We start from the raw sequence: 15461 nt of genomic DNA, 5'->3' as shown, positions 1-15461 counted from the left end.
TCCTTAGGTCCGAAGGAATTGGTCACGCGGGGTGCAGGGCGGCCCGCAGCACGGAAACCGCCTGGGCGACGGCCGCTTTGGCGGCGTTGGTGTCGTGCATCGAATTCACCATGACGAAGTCGTGGATGATGCCCCCGTAGCGCGCCTGAACGACGGGCACGCCCGCGGTGCGCAGCTTGCCCGCGAAGGCCTCGCCCTCGTCGCGCAGCACGTCGTTCTCGGCCGTGATGACCAGCGCGGGCGGCAGGCCCGACAGCTGCTCGGTGCTCGCGCGCAGCGGCGACGCGGTGATCTGGGCGCGGTCCTCGGCGCTGGTGGTGTACTGGTCCCAGAACCACTGCATGCCTTCGCGAGTCAGGAAGTAGCCTTCCGCGAAGCGCTCGTAGGAACCCGTGTCGAAGTTGGCGTCGGTCACCGGGTAGAACAGCACCTGCTGCACGAAGGAGACGTCACCGCGCTCCTTGGCCATCAGCGTGAGGGCGATGGCCATGTTGCCGCCGACCGAATCACCGGCGACGGCAATGCGAGTCGGGTCCAGGGCCTTGTCGGCGCCCTGGGTGCTGACCCACTGGGCGACGCGGTAGGACTGCTCGTTGGCCACCGGGTAGCGGACGTCCGGTGAGCGGTCGTACTCGGGGAAGACGACCGCCGCGTGCGCGCCGACGGCGAGGTCGCGGACCAGCCGGTCGTGGGTGTGCGCGTCACCGAAAACCCAACCGGCGCCGTGGGTGTAGACGATGACGGGCAGGGTTTCGGTGACGCCGCGCGGCCGGACGATCCTGGCCCGCACGGAACCGGTCGGCCCGCCGTCGACGGTGATCCACTCTTCATCGATCTCCGGCTTGTAGATCGGCGCGTCCTGCACCGAGTCCACCGCCTTGCGGCCCTCTTCCGGCGGCAACTGGTAGAGGAACGGGGGCTGGGAGGTCGCGTCGACGAACTCTTGCGCGGCGGGCTCCAGGGAGATTCCGTGTGGGTTACCGGTCATCGTCGTTCCTTTCGATAGAGGTTGGGGTACAGGTGGTTTCGAGAAATCAGGCCAACTCGGCGAGCGCGCCGGTGATGACGGCGGCGACCTCGGCGGGATGGGTCTGCATGACCAGGTGCGGTGCGTCGATCTCGACCACCGAGCGCAGCTCCGCGCGCTGGTAACCGAACCGCTCGACCTCGGGGTTGATGGTGTGGTCGGCGCTGGACACGATGCCCCAGCCCGGCTTGGTCTTCCAGGCCGCCGCGGTCGCAGGCTCGCTGAACGCGATCGCCGAGAGTGGCCGCTGGGAGACCGCGAGCACCTGCGCCCGCGCCTTGTCGAGGCCCGCCGCGAATACCTCGGGGAAGGCGGCGATATCGACCGACACATCGGTGCCCGGCTCGCCGTCGCGGACCGGGTACGGCGCGTAGACGAGGTTGGCGGCCAGGTCGGAGTCCGGGAAGCCGCCCTGCAATTGACCGAGGCTCTCGCCGACTTCGAGGACATAGCCCGAAACGAACACCAGACCGACGACATTGTCGGCGACCCCGGCGACCGTGATCACCGCGCCGCCGTAGGAATGGCCCGCCAGCAGCACCGGTCCCTCGATCTGCTCGACGAACGACTTGATGTAGGCCGCGTCCTCGGACAGGCTGCGGTTGAATACCGGCGGCGCCAGCACCCGGTGACCCTCGGCGAGCAGCCGCTCGGTGACCGGTGCCCAGCTGGCGGCATCGGCGAAAGCGCCGTGCACGAGAACAATGGTTGTCGCGGAAGACATGGAGTTCCTTTCTCGATCACTCGGATCGATGGCGTTGTGCCGCACTCAGTTTCCGCTGAGCAACCTGTCCGGCGCCCCTCCACACCGGCCGCAAAAGCCCCCGATCAGGACACGGCGGCCGTCATCGGCTCGAACGCGGCGGTCGCGCCGGTGGAGCGAAAACGCTGCTGGTACTTGCGCGGTGAGATGCCGAGCCTGGCCACGAACGCGCGCCGCAAGGCCTCGCTGCTGCCATATCCGGCGCTCATCGCGGCCTCGGTGACGCTGTGCCCGGCGTGCAGCAGGTCCCTGGCAACCCCGAAGCGGATGAAGGCGACGTATTCGGCAGGGGAGCGTTCGAGCTCGGCGCGGAACAGCCGCGTCAGGTGCCGGACACTGACCATGGCATGCGCGGCCAGGGTCTGCACGGTGTGCGGAAACGCCGGGTCCGCGCAGACCAAATCGACCACCTTGCGCACCAGCGGACTACGCGGCACGGGTCCGGTCAGCGAGGCCGAGAACTGCGATTGACCGCCCGCGCGCTGCATGTACACCACGAGCAACTGCGCCACTCGCCGGGCGACGTCGGCGCCGTAATCCTCCTCGACCAGCGCCAGCGCGAGGTCGACGCCGGCGGCGACGCCCGCGGAACTGTAGAGATTCCCGTCGCGCACGAAGATGGCATCGGGGTCGACCGCGATCGCGGGGTACTTGCGCGCCAGATCCGCGGCGAACTTCCAGTGCGTGGTCGCGCGCCTGCCGTCGTAGAGGCCCAGTTCGGCGACGACGAACGCGCCGCTGCAAATCGAGGCCAGCCGGCGCGTGTTCCAGGACAGGTGCCGGGCGGCGGCGATCAGCTCGGGGGTGACGAACTTCGCGGGCGGCAGTTCGCTGCCAGGGATCACCACGGTGTCGAAGCGCCCCGCGTCGGCCGCGGCGGCGCTGACCTCGATGCGGGCGCCGATCGAGGTCTGCACGTCCCGGCCGTCGGTGGAGAGCAGGACCACCTCGTAACCGGGCGCGGTCTGGTTGGCCTCCACGAAGACCTCTGCCGGACCGACGAAGTCGAGCATCTTGACGCCGTCGAAGACCAGAATGCCGACCCGTCGACGGGGCGGCGCAGCGAATTTGGGGGCCATGTCAACCATTATTATGGAGCCACGCCTCCAGAACAAGCGGTGTGGGCGACATCGCACAACGGTTGGTACGGTGAGGCCATGGGACGGCCACGACAGTTCGACGAATCGGGCCTGCTCGACGCCGCTACCGAGCTGTTCTGGTCGCAAGGTTTCGATGAGACGTCCGTCGAGGACATCTCCCGCGCGACCGGCGTCGGCAACGGCAGCGTCTACGCCGCCTACGGCAACAAGCAGGGCTTGTTCCTCGCCGCGTTCGAACGCTACTGCGAGCGGCGCGCCCGGTTCGTGCGCGAGGTCGTCGGATCGGCGCCCGGCTCGGCGCGGGCCGCGGTACGCGCGCTGTTCCAGGCGATCATCGACGACTGTGCCGCGCAACCGAACCGGCGCGGGTGCCTGATGATCAACAGCATCGCCCAGCTGAGCGGCCGGATCCCCGAGGTCGCCACCATCGGGGCGAAGACCACCGCGGCGATGGAGCAGGGCGTCGCCGAACGGCTCTCTCCCGCAGTGCGTCTCGGCGACGGCAAGGTCGACGACGCCGTGCTGTCGGCGCACAGTGCGAACATCATCGTCGTGGCGCAGGGGCTGATTCAGTTGAGCCGCTTGGGGACTCCACGCGCACGTCTCGGTGAGATCGCCGATGTCACCAGTGCCGGACTGCCCTCGGCGTGGGCCGATCGGGTGGCCGGCTGACCCACCGCGTTCGGCGCGGACTCGGGTTGGCTACAGCTCGGCGGCTGCGGCCATCAGCAGTTCCCGCGACCGCTGCGGTGTTTCGGCTTGGACGGCGAGCTGATCCATCACCTCGCGGTAGAGGTGCAGATCCTCCCTGCGATCCAGGTAGAGCGCGCTGGTCAGCTGTTCGAGGTAGACGATGTCGGGCAGCTCGGCTTCGGCGAAGCGGAGCATGGTGAACGAACTGCCCGCCGCCGGGTGACCGCCCGCGTGGTAGGGCAGCACCTGGATGGTCACCCGGCGGCTCTCCGACATCGCCACCAGGTGTTCGATCTGCTTGCGCAGCACTGCTTTGCCGCCGATCGGCCGGTGCAGCACGGCCTCGTCCAGCACCGCCCACAGCGCGGGCCCATGCTCGGTGCTGAGAATCTCCTGGCGCTTCCTGCGCAGCTCCACGCGCCGGGAGGCCTCGGCGTTCTGGTGGCCGACCGCGATGACGGCGTGGGTGTAGTCCTCGGTCTGCAACAAGCCCGGAACCAGCTGGCCCTCGAACGTTCTGATCGTCTGCGCGGCGCCCTCCAGTCCGAGATAGGTCTCGAACCAGGACGGCAGCAGGTCGTTGTAGCGGTGCCACCAGCCGGGCTCGTTGGCCTTGCGGGCCAGATCCAGGAACATCTCGCGCTGGTCTTCCTCGGTCACGCCGTAGAGCGTCAGCAGATCGAGGATGTCGCGGTCCTTGTATCCGGTCCGGCCCAGTTCGAGTCGGCTGATCTTGGCGTGCGAGCCACGGATGTGCTCGCCCGCCGCCTCGCGAGTGATGCCACATCCCTCGCGTAACTTGCGCAGCTGTCCACCGACCGCGATGCGTAGCGCCGTTGGGCCGCGCTCCGCAACCCGCGAGTCGATACCCTTGATCCGGACCGGTTCCGCGACCATGACCTCTACTCCGATTCTCGAATGCCATCGGCGAAATCCGCGTACGTTCCCGTGACGAACTTCACCGCGCCACCCCTGATGGTATCGCGCTGGAACGTCATTTCAACCGCACTTGCAGCTGACTATGCAGATGGTGTTGCGGGTCGGCCGCGAATCGCCCAGCGGCGAGGGCGAAGCCGCGCGGTTCAGGCGCCGATCGGCCGGGGATACGCGCTGCGCATCGACAGCCACCTGATGTCGAGGTCTTGCTCGAGGTAGTCCATGCGGTGCTCCCAGAACTCCTTCATGTGTGGCAGCTCGAGGTGGCGATCGAGGTCCGCCTTGGATCGCCACACCTCGTAGAAGATGAAGCTGCCCGGATCGTCGGCGTCCTCGTGGAAGTGATATTCGAGCGCGCCCGGTTCCTCGCGGGTCGGCGCGACGAACGACAGCAGCAACTCTCGCAACTCTGCCGCGCGCTCGGGTTTGGGGCGGGCGAACCCGACGAGCGCGAACGGAACATCCGGGGTAGGTACGATCTCAGTCATACCTACGGACGATAGAGCGTCGCGAGGTACGATGCAATTCGTACCTGACGCGAAAGGTGAGCAGTGCCCGACCACGACGACCAGCCCAGCCCGGCGGAGATGGACCTCGGCGCGATCTTCGCCGCCCTCGCCGACCGGCACCGCCGCGCGGTCGTCCTGGCCCTGCTCGCCGAGCCGGACGGGACCGAACGCCATTGCAGCTCGTTCGAGCTGCCGGTGTCCAAAGCCACACTCACCCACCATTTCCGGACGCTGCGCCAGGCGGGGCTGATCAGGCAGGTCAACCGGGGCAACAGCAATATGGCTCAGCTGCGCCGGGCCGAACTGGAGCAGCGCTTCCCCGGGTTGATGGAGCTGCTGCGTGCCGAAGTGGTGGCAGCTGATCGGGCCACCGACACCGGCTAGGGCTGTCCGGTTCTGCGGTAAGGGACAGCGGCTGGCCGCGAAGTGTTGGCCCGGAGTTGGTGCGGCGGATACGTCCCATCGCGGACACTCGAATCGGCAAGAGAGTCAACATGACTCGGTTCATGGTGCGCAGCGGCGCGGGTGCGCGCCGGGCAGGGTGAACTGCCCGAGGCTACTCGGAAGGATTCGTGTGATGTTCGGTAGAGCAGCGGTGGCGAGCGCGTGTGCGCTGGCCGCGATCTTGCTATCGGTTCCACCCGCCGCCACTGCCTGGGGCGTGCAGGGCCACAACACCACCGGGGCGATCGCCGACCTGCGGTTGACCGCGGCGGCGCGGGACGAGGTCGGCCGCCTGCTCGCGGGCGAGCCCGATCCCACGCTCGCGGGGGTGGCCAACTGGGCCGACGAGGTGCGCGCCAATGATCCCGAGCTGGGCAAGATTTCCGCTCCGTGGCACTACGTCAACATCGGCGAGAACGGCTGCGTCTACGACCCGGCGGTGAACGGCAACAACGGCCAGAACGTCATCGAGGCGTTGCGCAGGCAGACCGCCACGCTTGCCGACCGGAGTCGTCCGGTCGCCGATCGTGGCCAGGCCTTGAAGTTCATCGTCCATTTCGTCGGCGATATCCACCAGCCGATGCACGCGGGATACGCGCGCGACCGCGGCGGAAACGAGATCAAGGTGCAGTATCTCGGCCGCAGCACCAATCTGCACTCGGTGTGGGACAGCCGGATGCTCGACACCCGGCACGCGAGCGACGCCGAGGAATTGCAGCGGCTACTCGCCCTGCCCGCCCCCGATCTGCCGCCGACACAACCGGATACCGACCCGATCCGCTGGGCGGAGGACAGCTGCCGGGTGCTGGAAACCCCGGGTGTCTATCCGGCCTCGTCCACCATCGGTGACGAGTACACCCGTCAGTTCCTGCCGATAGCCGAGACTCGCCTGCGCCGCGCGGGGGAGTTGCTGGGACGTCTGGTCAACGCGGTGCTCGACCCGGCGCCGGGAACCGGCTCGGCGGGCTAGCCGAGGCACGACTGAGCCGGGCCCGTGTTTCCACGGACCCGGCTCGTATGTTGCTGTCGTTTACTGCTTTTCGGTCACGACTGCGAAGAGGTCGTCGTAGACCTTCGGCTTGGCCGGGGGCGGCGTGGCCGAACGGGGCGCGCGCTTGGAATTCGAATCGAAGGTCGCGTCGGTCGGCTTGTACGCGGGCTTGCCCTTATCGGTCAGCCAGGTCTTGAACAACGCGTTCGTGCTGCGGCCGGTGACGGCGTTCGCCAGGTCGATGAAGTCCGAGACCTTGGCATTGCTGTACTGGTACTTGGTCAGCCACTCGCGGATCAACCGGAAGAAGACCTCGTCGTTGTTGATCGCGCTACGCAGCGCCTGGATGGCCAATGCGCCGCGGCTGTACAACTCGGCGGGCAGCACATTGGCGGGCCCGGGATCGGTCAGTACGACATTCCAATCGATCCTGGTCGAGGTGGCGTAGGCGTAGTCGGCGATCTCCGCCGCGGTGCCGGTGCCGTTCTTCTCCGACCACAGGTACTCCATGTAGCTGGCCCAGCCCTCGTTCAGCCAGCCGTCCTTCCAGGTGGCGACGGAGATCGAGTCGCCGAACCACTGATGGGCCATCTCGTGCACGACAACCGAATCATTCTTGCCGCGCCGGAAGAATCCGTCGGTGTAGGTCGGCATCGTCTGGGTTTCCAGGGCGAAGCCACCCATCTTCGCGTCCACCAGGCCGCCGGTGGACTCGAACGGGTACGGGGTGAGCGCGCTGGCGAGCCAGTCGGTGATCTCCGGTGTCCGCTCGATGCTGGCCTTGGCGTTGGCCCGGATCGTCGGGTTGAGGTCGGTCGAGTACGCGGTGAGGTTCGGCCTGGCCGGGGTGCCGCTGTTCTGGCCGCCGCGCTCGTACTTGCCGACCGCTAGGAAAGTGGCGTAGGTCATCTGCGGGTGCTTGCTGAGCCAGTTGTGCCGCTTCCAGCCCGGAATGTTCTGGGTGACACTGGTTTCCACGCCGTTGGAGAACACGTCCATGTCGGCCGGTGCGAGCACCGACACCGCGTAGGTCGCCTTGTCGGTGGGGTGGTCGTTGCTCGGGTACCACCACTCGGCCGAGAACGGCTCGTTGGAGATCAGTGCGCCGTTGGCGTTCTCGACCCAGTTGCGGGCGCCCGCCTGATTCTGCACGCGCGACGGGATGTCGTTGTACGCGACGACGGTGGTGAACTCGGTGCCGGTCGGCAGGTTCACCGGCACGGTCACAGCGAGCTTGTCCTTGCCGAGATTGTATTTGGCGGGCTTGTTCTCGACGAGCACCGACTGGGTCTGCAAGAGGAAGTCGAAACCGATAGCGGTGCCGGCTTTCAAATCCTGCTTGGCTTTAGCGGTGATCGTTGTGGTCCCGGACAAACGACCCGAGGACGGCTCGAACTTCAGGTCGATACTGTAATTGGAGACATCGTATGCGGCACTGCCGATATTAGGGAAAACGGGATCGCCGATGCCGGGCACTGTTGCCGCGGATGCGGTTCCCATGCTGGCCGCGAGCGCTGCGACCACCAGCAGCGGAACCGCTCGGGCCGCGGCAGTATGCACCAAGGGATAACGTCTCATAAAGCGAACTCCAATGTGTCGGGCACGAGGATTGTTTCGAGCAAACGCCGATATCCCTCCGCGTCCTCGGCCGGGGCATTTCGCTACACAGCGAATCACATCGGAGTGGCCATCTCCACCTGTCTATCAACTGGGGAATTCGATGAGAAGTGCTTGTAATCGGTAAAGGCGCAAAGGATTCTGCGCATTATGACTAGTTGCCGCGAGCGATACCTCTTTCCATTGGTCATCGGAGTCGAGGCATGGCGCAGCGTCAAGTGTCGATGACGGGTGACGCCGCCTGGTGACCGGCGCGGAAACTGTGGCCGCGCCGGTCATTCGGCGGTCAGGCGAAGCTCACCTGAGCGGTGACGGCGAGGGTCGACAGGCCGTTGGTGCGGCACCCCTGGTTCGGTTGCGCACTACGCGCCGCCACCGTGATCGCATCACCGTTCAGCTGACCGGCGGTGACGTTGGCGCTGAACGCGATACCGGTGATCGGGTCCGGGCTGATCCGCCAGGCGAGGGAGCTGTCGCCCCCCGATATCCAGGCGATCGTGCCACTGCCCTTGGCGGTGACCAGCAATCCGCACGGATTGAAGCCGCCTGCGGTGGCCGTAGCATCGCCGGCGGCGGTCAGCTTGCCGGACCGGAGCGCGGTGTACTTTCCGTTGCGGGAAACGCAGTTGGTGAGGTCTCCGCTGATCGACACTTTCGCGCTGCCGCCGGCCCGCAACGGCGGCTCGAGGGTGAGATTCAAAGTCGCGGAACAACTCAGGTCGCCGTCGGCGGCCTGCGCGGGTGCCGCGGGCAGCACGGCGAGCGCCGCTGCGAGCGGCGCTGCCGCGGCCAGCATGGACATGGTTCGGATGCGTCGTCGTACCATTTCGTACTCCTACTGTGTGCTGTTGGCACGGTGTTTCAGGGACGATCCAGCCGCCCCGGCGGAATGCGCTCCACCGCGGGCAGATTCACGATACGATCCCCGCCGCCGCAGCACCCGAAACCGACTGCGCCCCAATGCCTGACGTGCACCGACGCGCAACTGGGGAGATCAGACCGGTACACCGCCGTAGGTCCTGCGGTACTTGGCCTCCAGGAAAGACAGCACACCGAACGCGATCAGGCCCAGCGAGATCAGGATGAGAAGCCATGGACCGAAGGGTTTTCCGACGAAATCACGCAGCACCGCGTCGATACCCTTGGCTTCGGCCGGGTCGTAGTTCAGCGCGGCCACCACCGCGGCGAGGCCGATACTGACGACGATCGCGCCCCGCGCGAGGTAGCCGATGCGGCCGAGCCAGACCGCCGCCTCGCGCGAACCGCGCGTCATCCAGCCCATGCGCAGGTCGTCCACGAACTCGAGGGTCAGGCCGCGGGCCGTCTGCCAGATGCCGAACGCGATGATGGCGAGGCCGATCAGCAGCACGACCACCGTGCCGCCGTCCCAGCTCAGGATGCGGGCGGTGAGATCGCGGGCGATGGCGTCGCTGGGCTTGGGCGTGCGGCCGTGCACCACGTAGCGGAAGGTGCCCAAAAACGCCAAGGCGTAGACGATTCCGGAGACCACGGCATAGAACCGGTGGCCGCCGGAGTACGTCCGCCGCGCACCGGCGACCTGGGTGATCCGCCAGACGACGAGAGCGGCGAAGCCGAACACCAGAACCCACAGCAGCAGATACCCGAACGGTTTGGTCGCGATGGCGGCGAGTGCCCCACCGCCGTCCGGCTCGTGCTCGGCCGTGCCGATCGCCAGCATGAAGCCGATGAGGCCGATGGTGATGTAGGCGATGCCGCGCGCGATGAAACCGAAGCGGGCCGCCGTTTCCAACCCGCCCGAACTCGTGGACCGGCTGCGCCGCCCGTTGCCGGAACGCCGACCCCAGTTCGATCGGCCCCACCTGGACCGCCGGCCGCTGCGCACCGTGCCGACTCGATCGCGGCGCCGGTACCTGTTCGCACTTCGGAAGAAGCTCATGGTTACCTCATTTCTTCACCGCCCGTAATGCCCACTTCGGCACGATTGACACGGCGCACGAGATTTCTTCGGGCGCCGAGATCCCCTGCGGCCCGTGCGAAGTCGGCGTGCCTGGTCGAACGGGGTTGGTGCGCAATGGAGTCCGGGGAGCAACCGGCGGCGCGCCGACCCGACTGGGGATGGCAGCGCGTCACCGCGCGGGCCTGGTCCGAACCGATTGTGACGCAGGACATAAGGCCCCCGACCGTCCCAGGGGGAAAATTGGTCCGACGAATCGCTTACCGTTTAGGGCGTTATGAACTTTTTCGCGACAGTCGTGCACCTGGTCGCCAGGTTGCATGTGGATCTGGGCCGGTTGGCCGCGCAGCTGTGTCGCTGACGCGTGCGCACACCTCACCAGATCCCCTGATTTGTCTTGGATGGTTCCCTTGTCTTCACCTAGTTCGCGCAGCCGTACCCTGAATCCGGTGCGCTGGTCGTTCGGCGTCCAGATCCTGCTCGGCCTGCTGGTCGGTATCGCCGCGGGCTTCATCGCCCGCGCGACCGGCTCCGCCTGGCTCACCAGCACGCTGACCCAGGTCGGCAGCATCTTCGTGCAGCTGCTCAAGCTCGCGGTGCCGCCGCTGGTGTTCACCGCGGTGCTGGTGAGCGTGGCCGGCTTGCGGCACGTCACCAATGCCGCCCGGCTCGCCGGTCGCACCCTGCTGTGGTTCCTGGGGACCGCGCTGATCGCCGTCGCGGTCGGCATCGTGCTCGGCCTCGTCACCAATCCCGGTCGTGGCGTCGACCTTTCGCTGGTCGGTGCGAAGGAGCCCACCTCGAAGGGTGGCTGGACCGACTTCCTCACCGGCATCATCCCGACGAACGTCGTCGGGGCCTTCACCAACGGCAATGTGCTGCAACTGGTGTTCCTGGGCGCGGTGCTCGGCTTCGCCGCGCTGAAACTCGGCGACGCCGCCAAACCCTTTCTGACACTGGCCGAGTCGGTGCTGGAGCTGGTGCAGAAGGCGCTGTGGTGGGTGATCCGGCTCGCGCCGATCGGTACCGCGGGACTGATCGGTAAGGCGATCGCCAGCTACGGCTGGGACCTGCTGCGGCCGCTGGCCACGTTCACCGTCGCGGTGTACGCGGGCTGCCTCATCGTGCTCGTCGTGGTGTACCCGATCCTGCTGCGCACCGTCGGCGGCGTCAGCCCGGTGCGTTTCTACGCCAAGGCTTGGCCCGCACTGGAACTGGCGTTCGTGTCGCGTTCGTCGATCGGCACGATGCCGCTGACCCAGCGGATGGTCACCGAACGGCTCGGTGTGCCCAACGAATACGCGTCGTTCGCGGTGCCGTTCGGCGCGACCACGAAGATGGACGGCTGCGCGGCGGTGTACCCGGCGCTGGCGGCCATCTTCGTCGCGCAGATCACCGGGACGCAGCTCGACCTGCGCGACTATCTGCTGATCGCGTTCGTCTCCGTGGTCGGTTCCGCGGCGACCGCCGGTCTCACCGGTGCCATCGTGATGCTCACCCTCACCCTGTCCACGCTCGGTCTGCCGCTGGCCGGTGCGGGCTTGCTGCTCGCGATCGACCCGATTCTGGACATGATCCGGACCGCGACGAATGTGGCCGGGCAGATGGTGGTGCCGGTGCTGGTGGCGAAGCGGGAGGGCATCCTCGATCAAGAGGTCTTCGATCAGCCGTCGGTGTCGTTGACCGCGCCCGAGACGAAACCGGAGCCCGTGCCCGCGGCGGCCTGATTGAACGAAGTCGCGGCGGGTAGTTCGCAGCGACGACGAAAGGGGTTTCTCATGACACGTGCGAAAGATACCGACGACGACGAGCGCGACGAGCCGAAGGGTGGCCGTCCGGGGCCGAGCGACCAGGGTGGCGAGGGTGGGATGGCGACCCGGGAGGTCGCTCCGGACCTGGCCACGCCCGACGACACGCAGGAACCACCGGACTGATCGGTGCGCTTATCACCGGACTGCCCCAACAATTGACGGCTGAGCGCGGAATGGGTGCTCGGATAATATTGGGGCAGTCCGGAACTTTGTTCCGGTATTCGATCTAGTTCGGTCTCCGGGGGTGATCAATTCATGCGTAGGGCGGTTTATCGAATCGGGGTGGGAGCGGTTGTCGTGGCATCGTTGTTCGGTGGCGCGATGCCGGCCTCGGCCGACGCCGGTCCGGCCGCGACACAGGTCGGCGGTAATCCGACGACCTGGTCGGCGGAGTGCGCGGCAGGCCTGCTCGCCGGGCTCGTCGCGGCGCTGACCACCGGTTCTTCGGCGGCGGTCGGCTGCCCTAGCTGATCGGTTACCAGCTCGGAGGCATGCGCACTCGATCGGTCGCGACGACCGGCCGACGCTCGGGGGAGCGCGCAGTTCAGCACTACAGATAAAACGGGGGGCGGCTGTCATGCGGACATTCGTCCGAAATCACTTTTCGAACCATTCGGAGGGTTCGCATGAAACAGCACGGTATTGACAGCTTCTTCGTGGTCGGCGAGGGAGTGCTCGAATTCGACTGGCAGGGACGCCCGGTCACCCGGCAGCCGTTGACCATCGAGGAACTGCGCCGATTCCGCTTCTCCCGGCTCGGACCGGTCGGTGCGCCGACCGACGAGCCCACCAGGGCGGCGTTGGCCGCCGCGATCACCGCCCGAGTGCCCCAACCGGATTCGGCCGAGCCGCCGATCCCGGCCGGGTTCACCTACCTCGGCCAGTTCGTCGACCACGACCTCACCATGGACCGGACCTCGGCCCAGCTCGGCGAGGACGTCACCGTCGACGAGCTGATGCAAGGGCGTTCTCCCGCACTGGATTTGGACTCCGTGTACGGCCGAGGGCCCGCGGACCCGAACGATCGCGTCTGCTACACCGAGGACGGCGTGACACTGAAGGTCGGCACGACCTCCCCGGCGGACTTTCCGGACGACCGGGTGAAAGTGGAGCTGACGGGCTTCGACCTGCCGCGGTTCGGCGGCGCGGGCGGGACGGCCGCGGACCGGCGCCGCCCGCTGATCCCGGACAACCGCAACGACGAGAACCTCGCGGTCGCGCAGACGCACCTGGCGTTCATCCGCTTTCACAACCGGGTGGTCGAGGAACTGGCCCTCAAGGGTCTGGCCAGGCGACGGTTGTTCAGCGCGGCCCGTGAGCTGGTCGTCCGGCACTACCAGTGGATGCTGGTGCACGACTTCCTGCCGCGGATCGTGGACTCGGCGATCGTCGCCGACGTGTTCCGGCAGGGCAGGCGGTTCTTCGAGGCGCCGGGCGACGGGTATGCGGGACGCGGCCTGCGCCCGACCATGCCGATCGAGTTCTCCGTTGCGGCATACCGCATCGGCCACAGCATGATTCGCGACACTTACCAGTGGAATCGGGTCTTCAACAGCACGGGTCCCGGCGAGATCGCCAGCCTGCTGCAGTTGTTCACGTTCAGCGGCGTCAGCGGTAATTTCCAGGCCGGTTCGCAGATTCCCGATCTCGACAATCCCAATTCGGGCACCGTGGACACCCTGCCGACCAACTGGATCGCGGATTTCCGCAGGCTTTTCGACTTCACCGAGGCGAACCGCCCCGACCTCGCGGCGCCCGCCGAGAGCGGCGGCGGCAACGTGACGAAGCGGGTGGACACGCTGCTGGTGGACCCGCTGGTCAACCTGCCCGCGGGCACGTTCGGCGGCCGCGGCAGCACGGTCCCGAATATCCACCGCAACTTGGCCTTTCGCAATCTCACCCGCGCGCACATGGTTCGCCTCGCCAGCGGGCAGCAGATGGCCGAGTTCTTCGGTGTCGAACCGCTCAGCGCCGAGCAGATCCTGCACGGCAATCAGGGCGCCACACTCGATGCGCTCACCTACGACCAGCGCGCTGCTGTCCTCGCCGCTACACCGCTGTGGTTCTACCTGTTGCGCGAGGCGGAGTTCGGCAACGGCCTGCTCGGGCCGGTCGGCGGCCGGATCGTCGCGGAGGTGTTCCACCGTGCGATCGAGGGCAGCCGCACCTCGATCGTGCGCGATCCGGCCTGGCGCCCCAAGTACGGGCCGGACTCGAATACCTTCCGGATGACCGACCTGCTGCTGTTCGCCTTCGAGGGAAAGGCGGACCTGCTCAACCCACTTGGCGACTAGCGGCGTCGGTGGGGTGGTACGAGCGCGCGATCAGCGCCGAGCGCAGGTACCACAGGCCGGAGGGCTGCGACGGATCGAAGCCGGTCAGCTGACCGATGCGCTTGAGCCGGTAGTCGACGGTGTTGGTGTGCACGTGCAGGGCGCGGGCGGTGCGTTGGCGATTGAGGTTGTTGGCGATGTGCAGCTGCAGCGTCTCCAGCAACTCCGTGTGCTCGTCCAAGGGGGTGAGCACCGCGCCGAGGTATTCGCGGCCGGGACCCGGTCGGGTGAGCTGGTATTCGAGTGCGAGCTCATCGAATCGGTACAGGCCGGTGACGCAGTGCAACCGGTGCACCATGTCGAGCAGTTCGTGGGCTTGATCGACGGCGCCAGGAATCTGGTCGGGCACGGATTCGACCAGGGCGGCGGTGATGCCGACCTGCGCCGCTCGGGACAGGCCCGCGACGAGCTCGTCGAGCTCCTCGTCGCTGTGCTGGCCGGCGGGCAACAGGATGGTTCCGCCATCGATACTGAGCAGTGACAGTGCGTTGCCGCCGCAGCGGGCGGCCAGCTCGGCCTGGGTGCGGCGCAGCTTGCGGCGGGCGACGACCTGGGTGTCCAGGGCCGGGTTGTGCTCGTCGCGGTGGCGTGGAATCGACACGGCCAGCACCACATACGACTCGGCGATGGCGACGCCGCACTCGCGCGCCATGGTCGACGTCGGCCGCCCGCCGAGCAGCGCGGAGGTCAGCGTGTGCACCGCCGTGTGGTGCTCGCTGACGACGGCGCGTAGTTCCCGGAAGTAGGCGCGGGAGATGGCCGAGGTGAGCGTGTGCAGGATCTCGATGTTCGTTTTGGAGCTGTCGACGAAGGTGTCGAAGTCCCTGGCCGTCAGCTTCGAGACGACCAGGTCTACGCCCATCTTGAAGCCGGCGTGGATGGCGTCGTGGATCGCGTCGATCGGAACACCCTCGCGCGCCCAACCGGCGGCGGCCTCCTCGAGCCTCTCCACCTTTTCCGGGATGTTCTGCCCGTCCAGCATGCTGGCGGCGAGCTCCAGACACACGCGGGTGATGGTGGTGATGTCGCCGTAGATCGCCTCGCCGGGCAGCGTCCCGCAGGGCACGACGTTCTCGACGAAGTGGCCGACCATCTGCCGGGACAGGGCTCTGACGTCGCGTAAGGGGGTGGACATGGGTTGCCCGGAGATCGTCAGATTCGGCCGTAGCGGACTGTCGATAGCCATGACAACTCCTTTGTCAGCAATAGCTATGTAGCTGGTTCACACTAACTACGCGGTGGTGGTCGGAGAAGGTTACCGGCGAACTTGTGAGAAGACGCGGGCGTGGCGTCGCGGTCGC

The 15461-nt window shown here is 67.0% G+C and carries 16 protein-coding genes; 7 read left to right on the top strand and 9 right to left on the bottom strand.

All coding sequences use genetic code 11. From position 1 onward, the window contains the following. Positions 1–22 precede the first annotated feature (22 nt). The 3 genes from DMB37_RS01905 to DMB37_RS01895 all read right to left on the bottom strand — a co-directional run bounded on the left by DMB37_RS01905 (position 23) and on the right by DMB37_RS01895 (position 2869). Positions 23–988: an alpha/beta hydrolase gene (locus DMB37_RS01905; protein ID WP_135231154.1), complete on the bottom strand. Its 966-nt coding sequence runs from the start codon at positions 986–988 to the stop codon at positions 23–25. Positions 989–1034: 46 nt separating this feature from the next. Beyond that, a complete protein-coding gene (locus DMB37_RS01900; RefSeq protein WP_135231153.1) occupies positions 1035–1751 on the bottom strand; it encodes an alpha/beta fold hydrolase in 717 nt (238 codons plus the stop codon). 104 nt (positions 1752–1855) lie between these two features. Continuing rightward, positions 1856–2869: a GlxA family transcriptional regulator gene (locus DMB37_RS01895; protein ID WP_135231152.1), complete on the bottom strand. Its 1014-nt coding sequence runs from the start codon at positions 2867–2869 to the stop codon at positions 1856–1858. 78 nt (positions 2870–2947) lie between these two features. On the opposite strand from DMB37_RS01895, the gene DMB37_RS01890 reads away from it, so the two are divergent. After that, on the top strand, positions 2948–3562 hold the full coding sequence (locus tag DMB37_RS01890) for a TetR/AcrR family transcriptional regulator (RefSeq protein WP_135231151.1): 615 nt from the start codon (positions 2948–2950) through the stop codon (positions 3560–3562). 30 nt (positions 3563–3592) lie between these two features. On the opposite strand, the gene DMB37_RS01885 is transcribed toward DMB37_RS01890, so the two are convergent. Together DMB37_RS01885 and DMB37_RS01880 are read right to left on the bottom strand one after the other, a co-directional pair. Beyond that, entirely contained in the window at positions 3593–4480 is an 888-nt protein-coding gene (locus DMB37_RS01885; protein WP_135231150.1) for a helix-turn-helix transcriptional regulator, read from the bottom strand. Positions 4481–4665: 185 nt separating this feature from the next. After that, positions 4666–5007 carry a putative quinol monooxygenase gene (locus DMB37_RS01880; protein WP_135231149.1) on the bottom strand — a complete coding sequence of 114 codons (342 nt, stop codon included), beginning with the start codon at positions 5005–5007 and terminating at the stop codon, positions 4666–4668. Between the two features lie 63 nt (positions 5008–5070). On the opposite strand from DMB37_RS01880, the gene DMB37_RS01875 reads away from it, so the two are divergent. Both DMB37_RS01875 and DMB37_RS01870 read left to right on the top strand, forming a co-directional pair. Further along, positions 5071–5412 (top strand): helix-turn-helix transcriptional regulator, encoded by a 342-nt coding sequence (locus tag DMB37_RS01875; RefSeq protein ID WP_135231148.1) that lies wholly within the window; start codon positions 5071–5073, stop codon positions 5410–5412. Between the two features lie 193 nt (positions 5413–5605). Continuing rightward, the gene (locus tag DMB37_RS01870; protein WP_135231147.1) at positions 5606–6442 is read left to right on the top strand and encodes a S1/P1 nuclease; all 837 of its coding nucleotides are present in this window, start codon (positions 5606–5608) and stop codon (positions 6440–6442) included. Between the two features lie 60 nt (positions 6443–6502). Here the strand turns inward: DMB37_RS01870 and DMB37_RS01865 are convergent, their stop codons facing one another. From DMB37_RS01865 to DMB37_RS01855, 3 genes are all read right to left on the bottom strand, one after another. Next, positions 6503–8041 (bottom strand): M1 family metallopeptidase, encoded by a 1539-nt coding sequence (locus DMB37_RS01865; RefSeq protein WP_135231146.1) that lies wholly within the window; start codon positions 8039–8041, stop codon positions 6503–6505. A 325-nt stretch (positions 8042–8366) separates the two neighbouring features. Continuing rightward, the gene (locus DMB37_RS01860; RefSeq protein ID WP_135231145.1) at positions 8367–8906 is read right to left on the bottom strand and encodes a hypothetical protein; all 540 of its coding nucleotides are present in this window, start codon (positions 8904–8906) and stop codon (positions 8367–8369) included. A 168-nt stretch (positions 8907–9074) separates the two neighbouring features. Further along, complete coding sequence (locus tag DMB37_RS01855) at positions 9075–9998, bottom strand: DUF1206 domain-containing protein (RefSeq protein WP_240772201.1); 924 nt, start codon at positions 9996–9998, stop codon at positions 9075–9077. Between the two features lie 419 nt (positions 9999–10417). Between DMB37_RS01855 and DMB37_RS01850 the strand changes: the two genes are divergently transcribed. From DMB37_RS01850 to DMB37_RS01845, 4 genes are all read left to right on the top strand, one after another. Beyond that, positions 10418–11743, top strand: coding sequence for a dicarboxylate/amino acid:cation symporter (locus DMB37_RS01850; protein ID WP_135231144.1), 1326 nt, complete (start codon positions 10418–10420; stop codon positions 11741–11743). Between the two features lie 51 nt (positions 11744–11794). Continuing rightward, the gene (locus DMB37_RS40360; RefSeq protein ID WP_167768679.1) at positions 11795–11950 is read left to right on the top strand and encodes a hypothetical protein; all 156 of its coding nucleotides are present in this window, start codon (positions 11795–11797) and stop codon (positions 11948–11950) included. Positions 11951–12124: 174 nt separating this feature from the next. Further along, positions 12125–12298 (top strand): hypothetical protein, encoded by a 174-nt coding sequence (locus DMB37_RS40355; RefSeq protein ID WP_167768678.1) that lies wholly within the window; start codon positions 12125–12127, stop codon positions 12296–12298. A 155-nt stretch (positions 12299–12453) separates the two neighbouring features. After that, the gene (locus DMB37_RS01845; RefSeq protein WP_135231143.1) at positions 12454–14121 is read left to right on the top strand and encodes a heme peroxidase family protein; all 1668 of its coding nucleotides are present in this window, start codon (positions 12454–12456) and stop codon (positions 14119–14121) included. Here DMB37_RS01845 and DMB37_RS01840 read toward each other — a convergent pair. Continuing rightward, positions 14102–15346: a CdaR family transcriptional regulator gene (locus DMB37_RS01840; protein WP_135231142.1), complete on the bottom strand. Its 1245-nt coding sequence runs from the start codon at positions 15344–15346 to the stop codon at positions 14102–14104. The two genes, DMB37_RS01845 and DMB37_RS01840, sit on opposite strands and share 20 nt — an antisense overlap. Positions 15347–15461: the final 115 nt, after the last annotated feature.

It is taken from the genome of Nocardia sp. CS682, assembly GCF_004634405.1.
Lineage (GTDB): Bacteria > Actinomycetota > Actinomycetes > Mycobacteriales > Mycobacteriaceae > Nocardia > Nocardia ninae.
This window is presented reverse-complemented; position numbering and strand designations above follow the sequence as displayed.

Excerpts from the sequence above, each read along its gene's own strand:
- DMB37_RS01905 (WP_135231154.1), bottom strand. The coding sequence starts at position 988 with ATGACCGGTAACCCACACGGAATCTCCCTGGAGCCCGCCGCGCAAGAG.
- DMB37_RS01900 (WP_135231153.1), bottom strand. The coding sequence starts at position 1,751 with ATGTCTTCCGCGACAACCATTGTTCTCGTGCACGGCGCTTTCGCCGAT.
- DMB37_RS01895 (WP_135231152.1), bottom strand. The coding sequence starts at position 2,869 with ATGGCCCCCAAATTCGCTGCGCCGCCCCGTCGACGGGTCGGCATTCTG.
- DMB37_RS01890 (WP_135231151.1), top strand. The coding sequence starts at position 2,948 with ATGGGACGGCCACGACAGTTCGACGAATCGGGCCTGCTCGACGCCGCT.
- DMB37_RS01885 (WP_135231150.1), bottom strand. The coding sequence starts at position 4,480 with ATGGTCGCGGAACCGGTCCGGATCAAGGGTATCGACTCGCGGGTTGCG.
- DMB37_RS01880 (WP_135231149.1), bottom strand. The coding sequence starts at position 5,007 with ATGACTGAGATCGTACCTACCCCGGATGTTCCGTTCGCGCTCGTCGGG.
- DMB37_RS01870 (WP_135231147.1), top strand. The coding sequence starts at position 5,606 with ATGTTCGGTAGAGCAGCGGTGGCGAGCGCGTGTGCGCTGGCCGCGATC.
- DMB37_RS01865 (WP_135231146.1), bottom strand. The coding sequence starts at position 8,041 with ATGAGACGTTATCCCTTGGTGCATACTGCCGCGGCCCGAGCGGTTCCG.
- DMB37_RS01860 (WP_135231145.1), bottom strand. The coding sequence starts at position 8,906 with ATGGTACGACGACGCATCCGAACCATGTCCATGCTGGCCGCGGCAGCG.
- DMB37_RS01855 (WP_240772201.1), bottom strand. The coding sequence starts at position 9,998 with ATGAGCTTCTTCCGAAGTGCGAACAGGTACCGGCGCCGCGATCGAGTC.
- DMB37_RS01850 (WP_135231144.1), top strand. The coding sequence starts at position 10,418 with ATGGTTCCCTTGTCTTCACCTAGTTCGCGCAGCCGTACCCTGAATCCG.
- DMB37_RS40360 (WP_167768679.1), top strand. The coding sequence starts at position 11,795 with ATGACACGTGCGAAAGATACCGACGACGACGAGCGCGACGAGCCGAAG.
- DMB37_RS01845 (WP_135231143.1), top strand. The coding sequence starts at position 12,454 with ATGAAACAGCACGGTATTGACAGCTTCTTCGTGGTCGGCGAGGGAGTG.
- DMB37_RS01840 (WP_135231142.1), bottom strand. The coding sequence starts at position 15,346 with ATGGCTATCGACAGTCCGCTACGGCCGAATCTGACGATCTCCGGGCAA.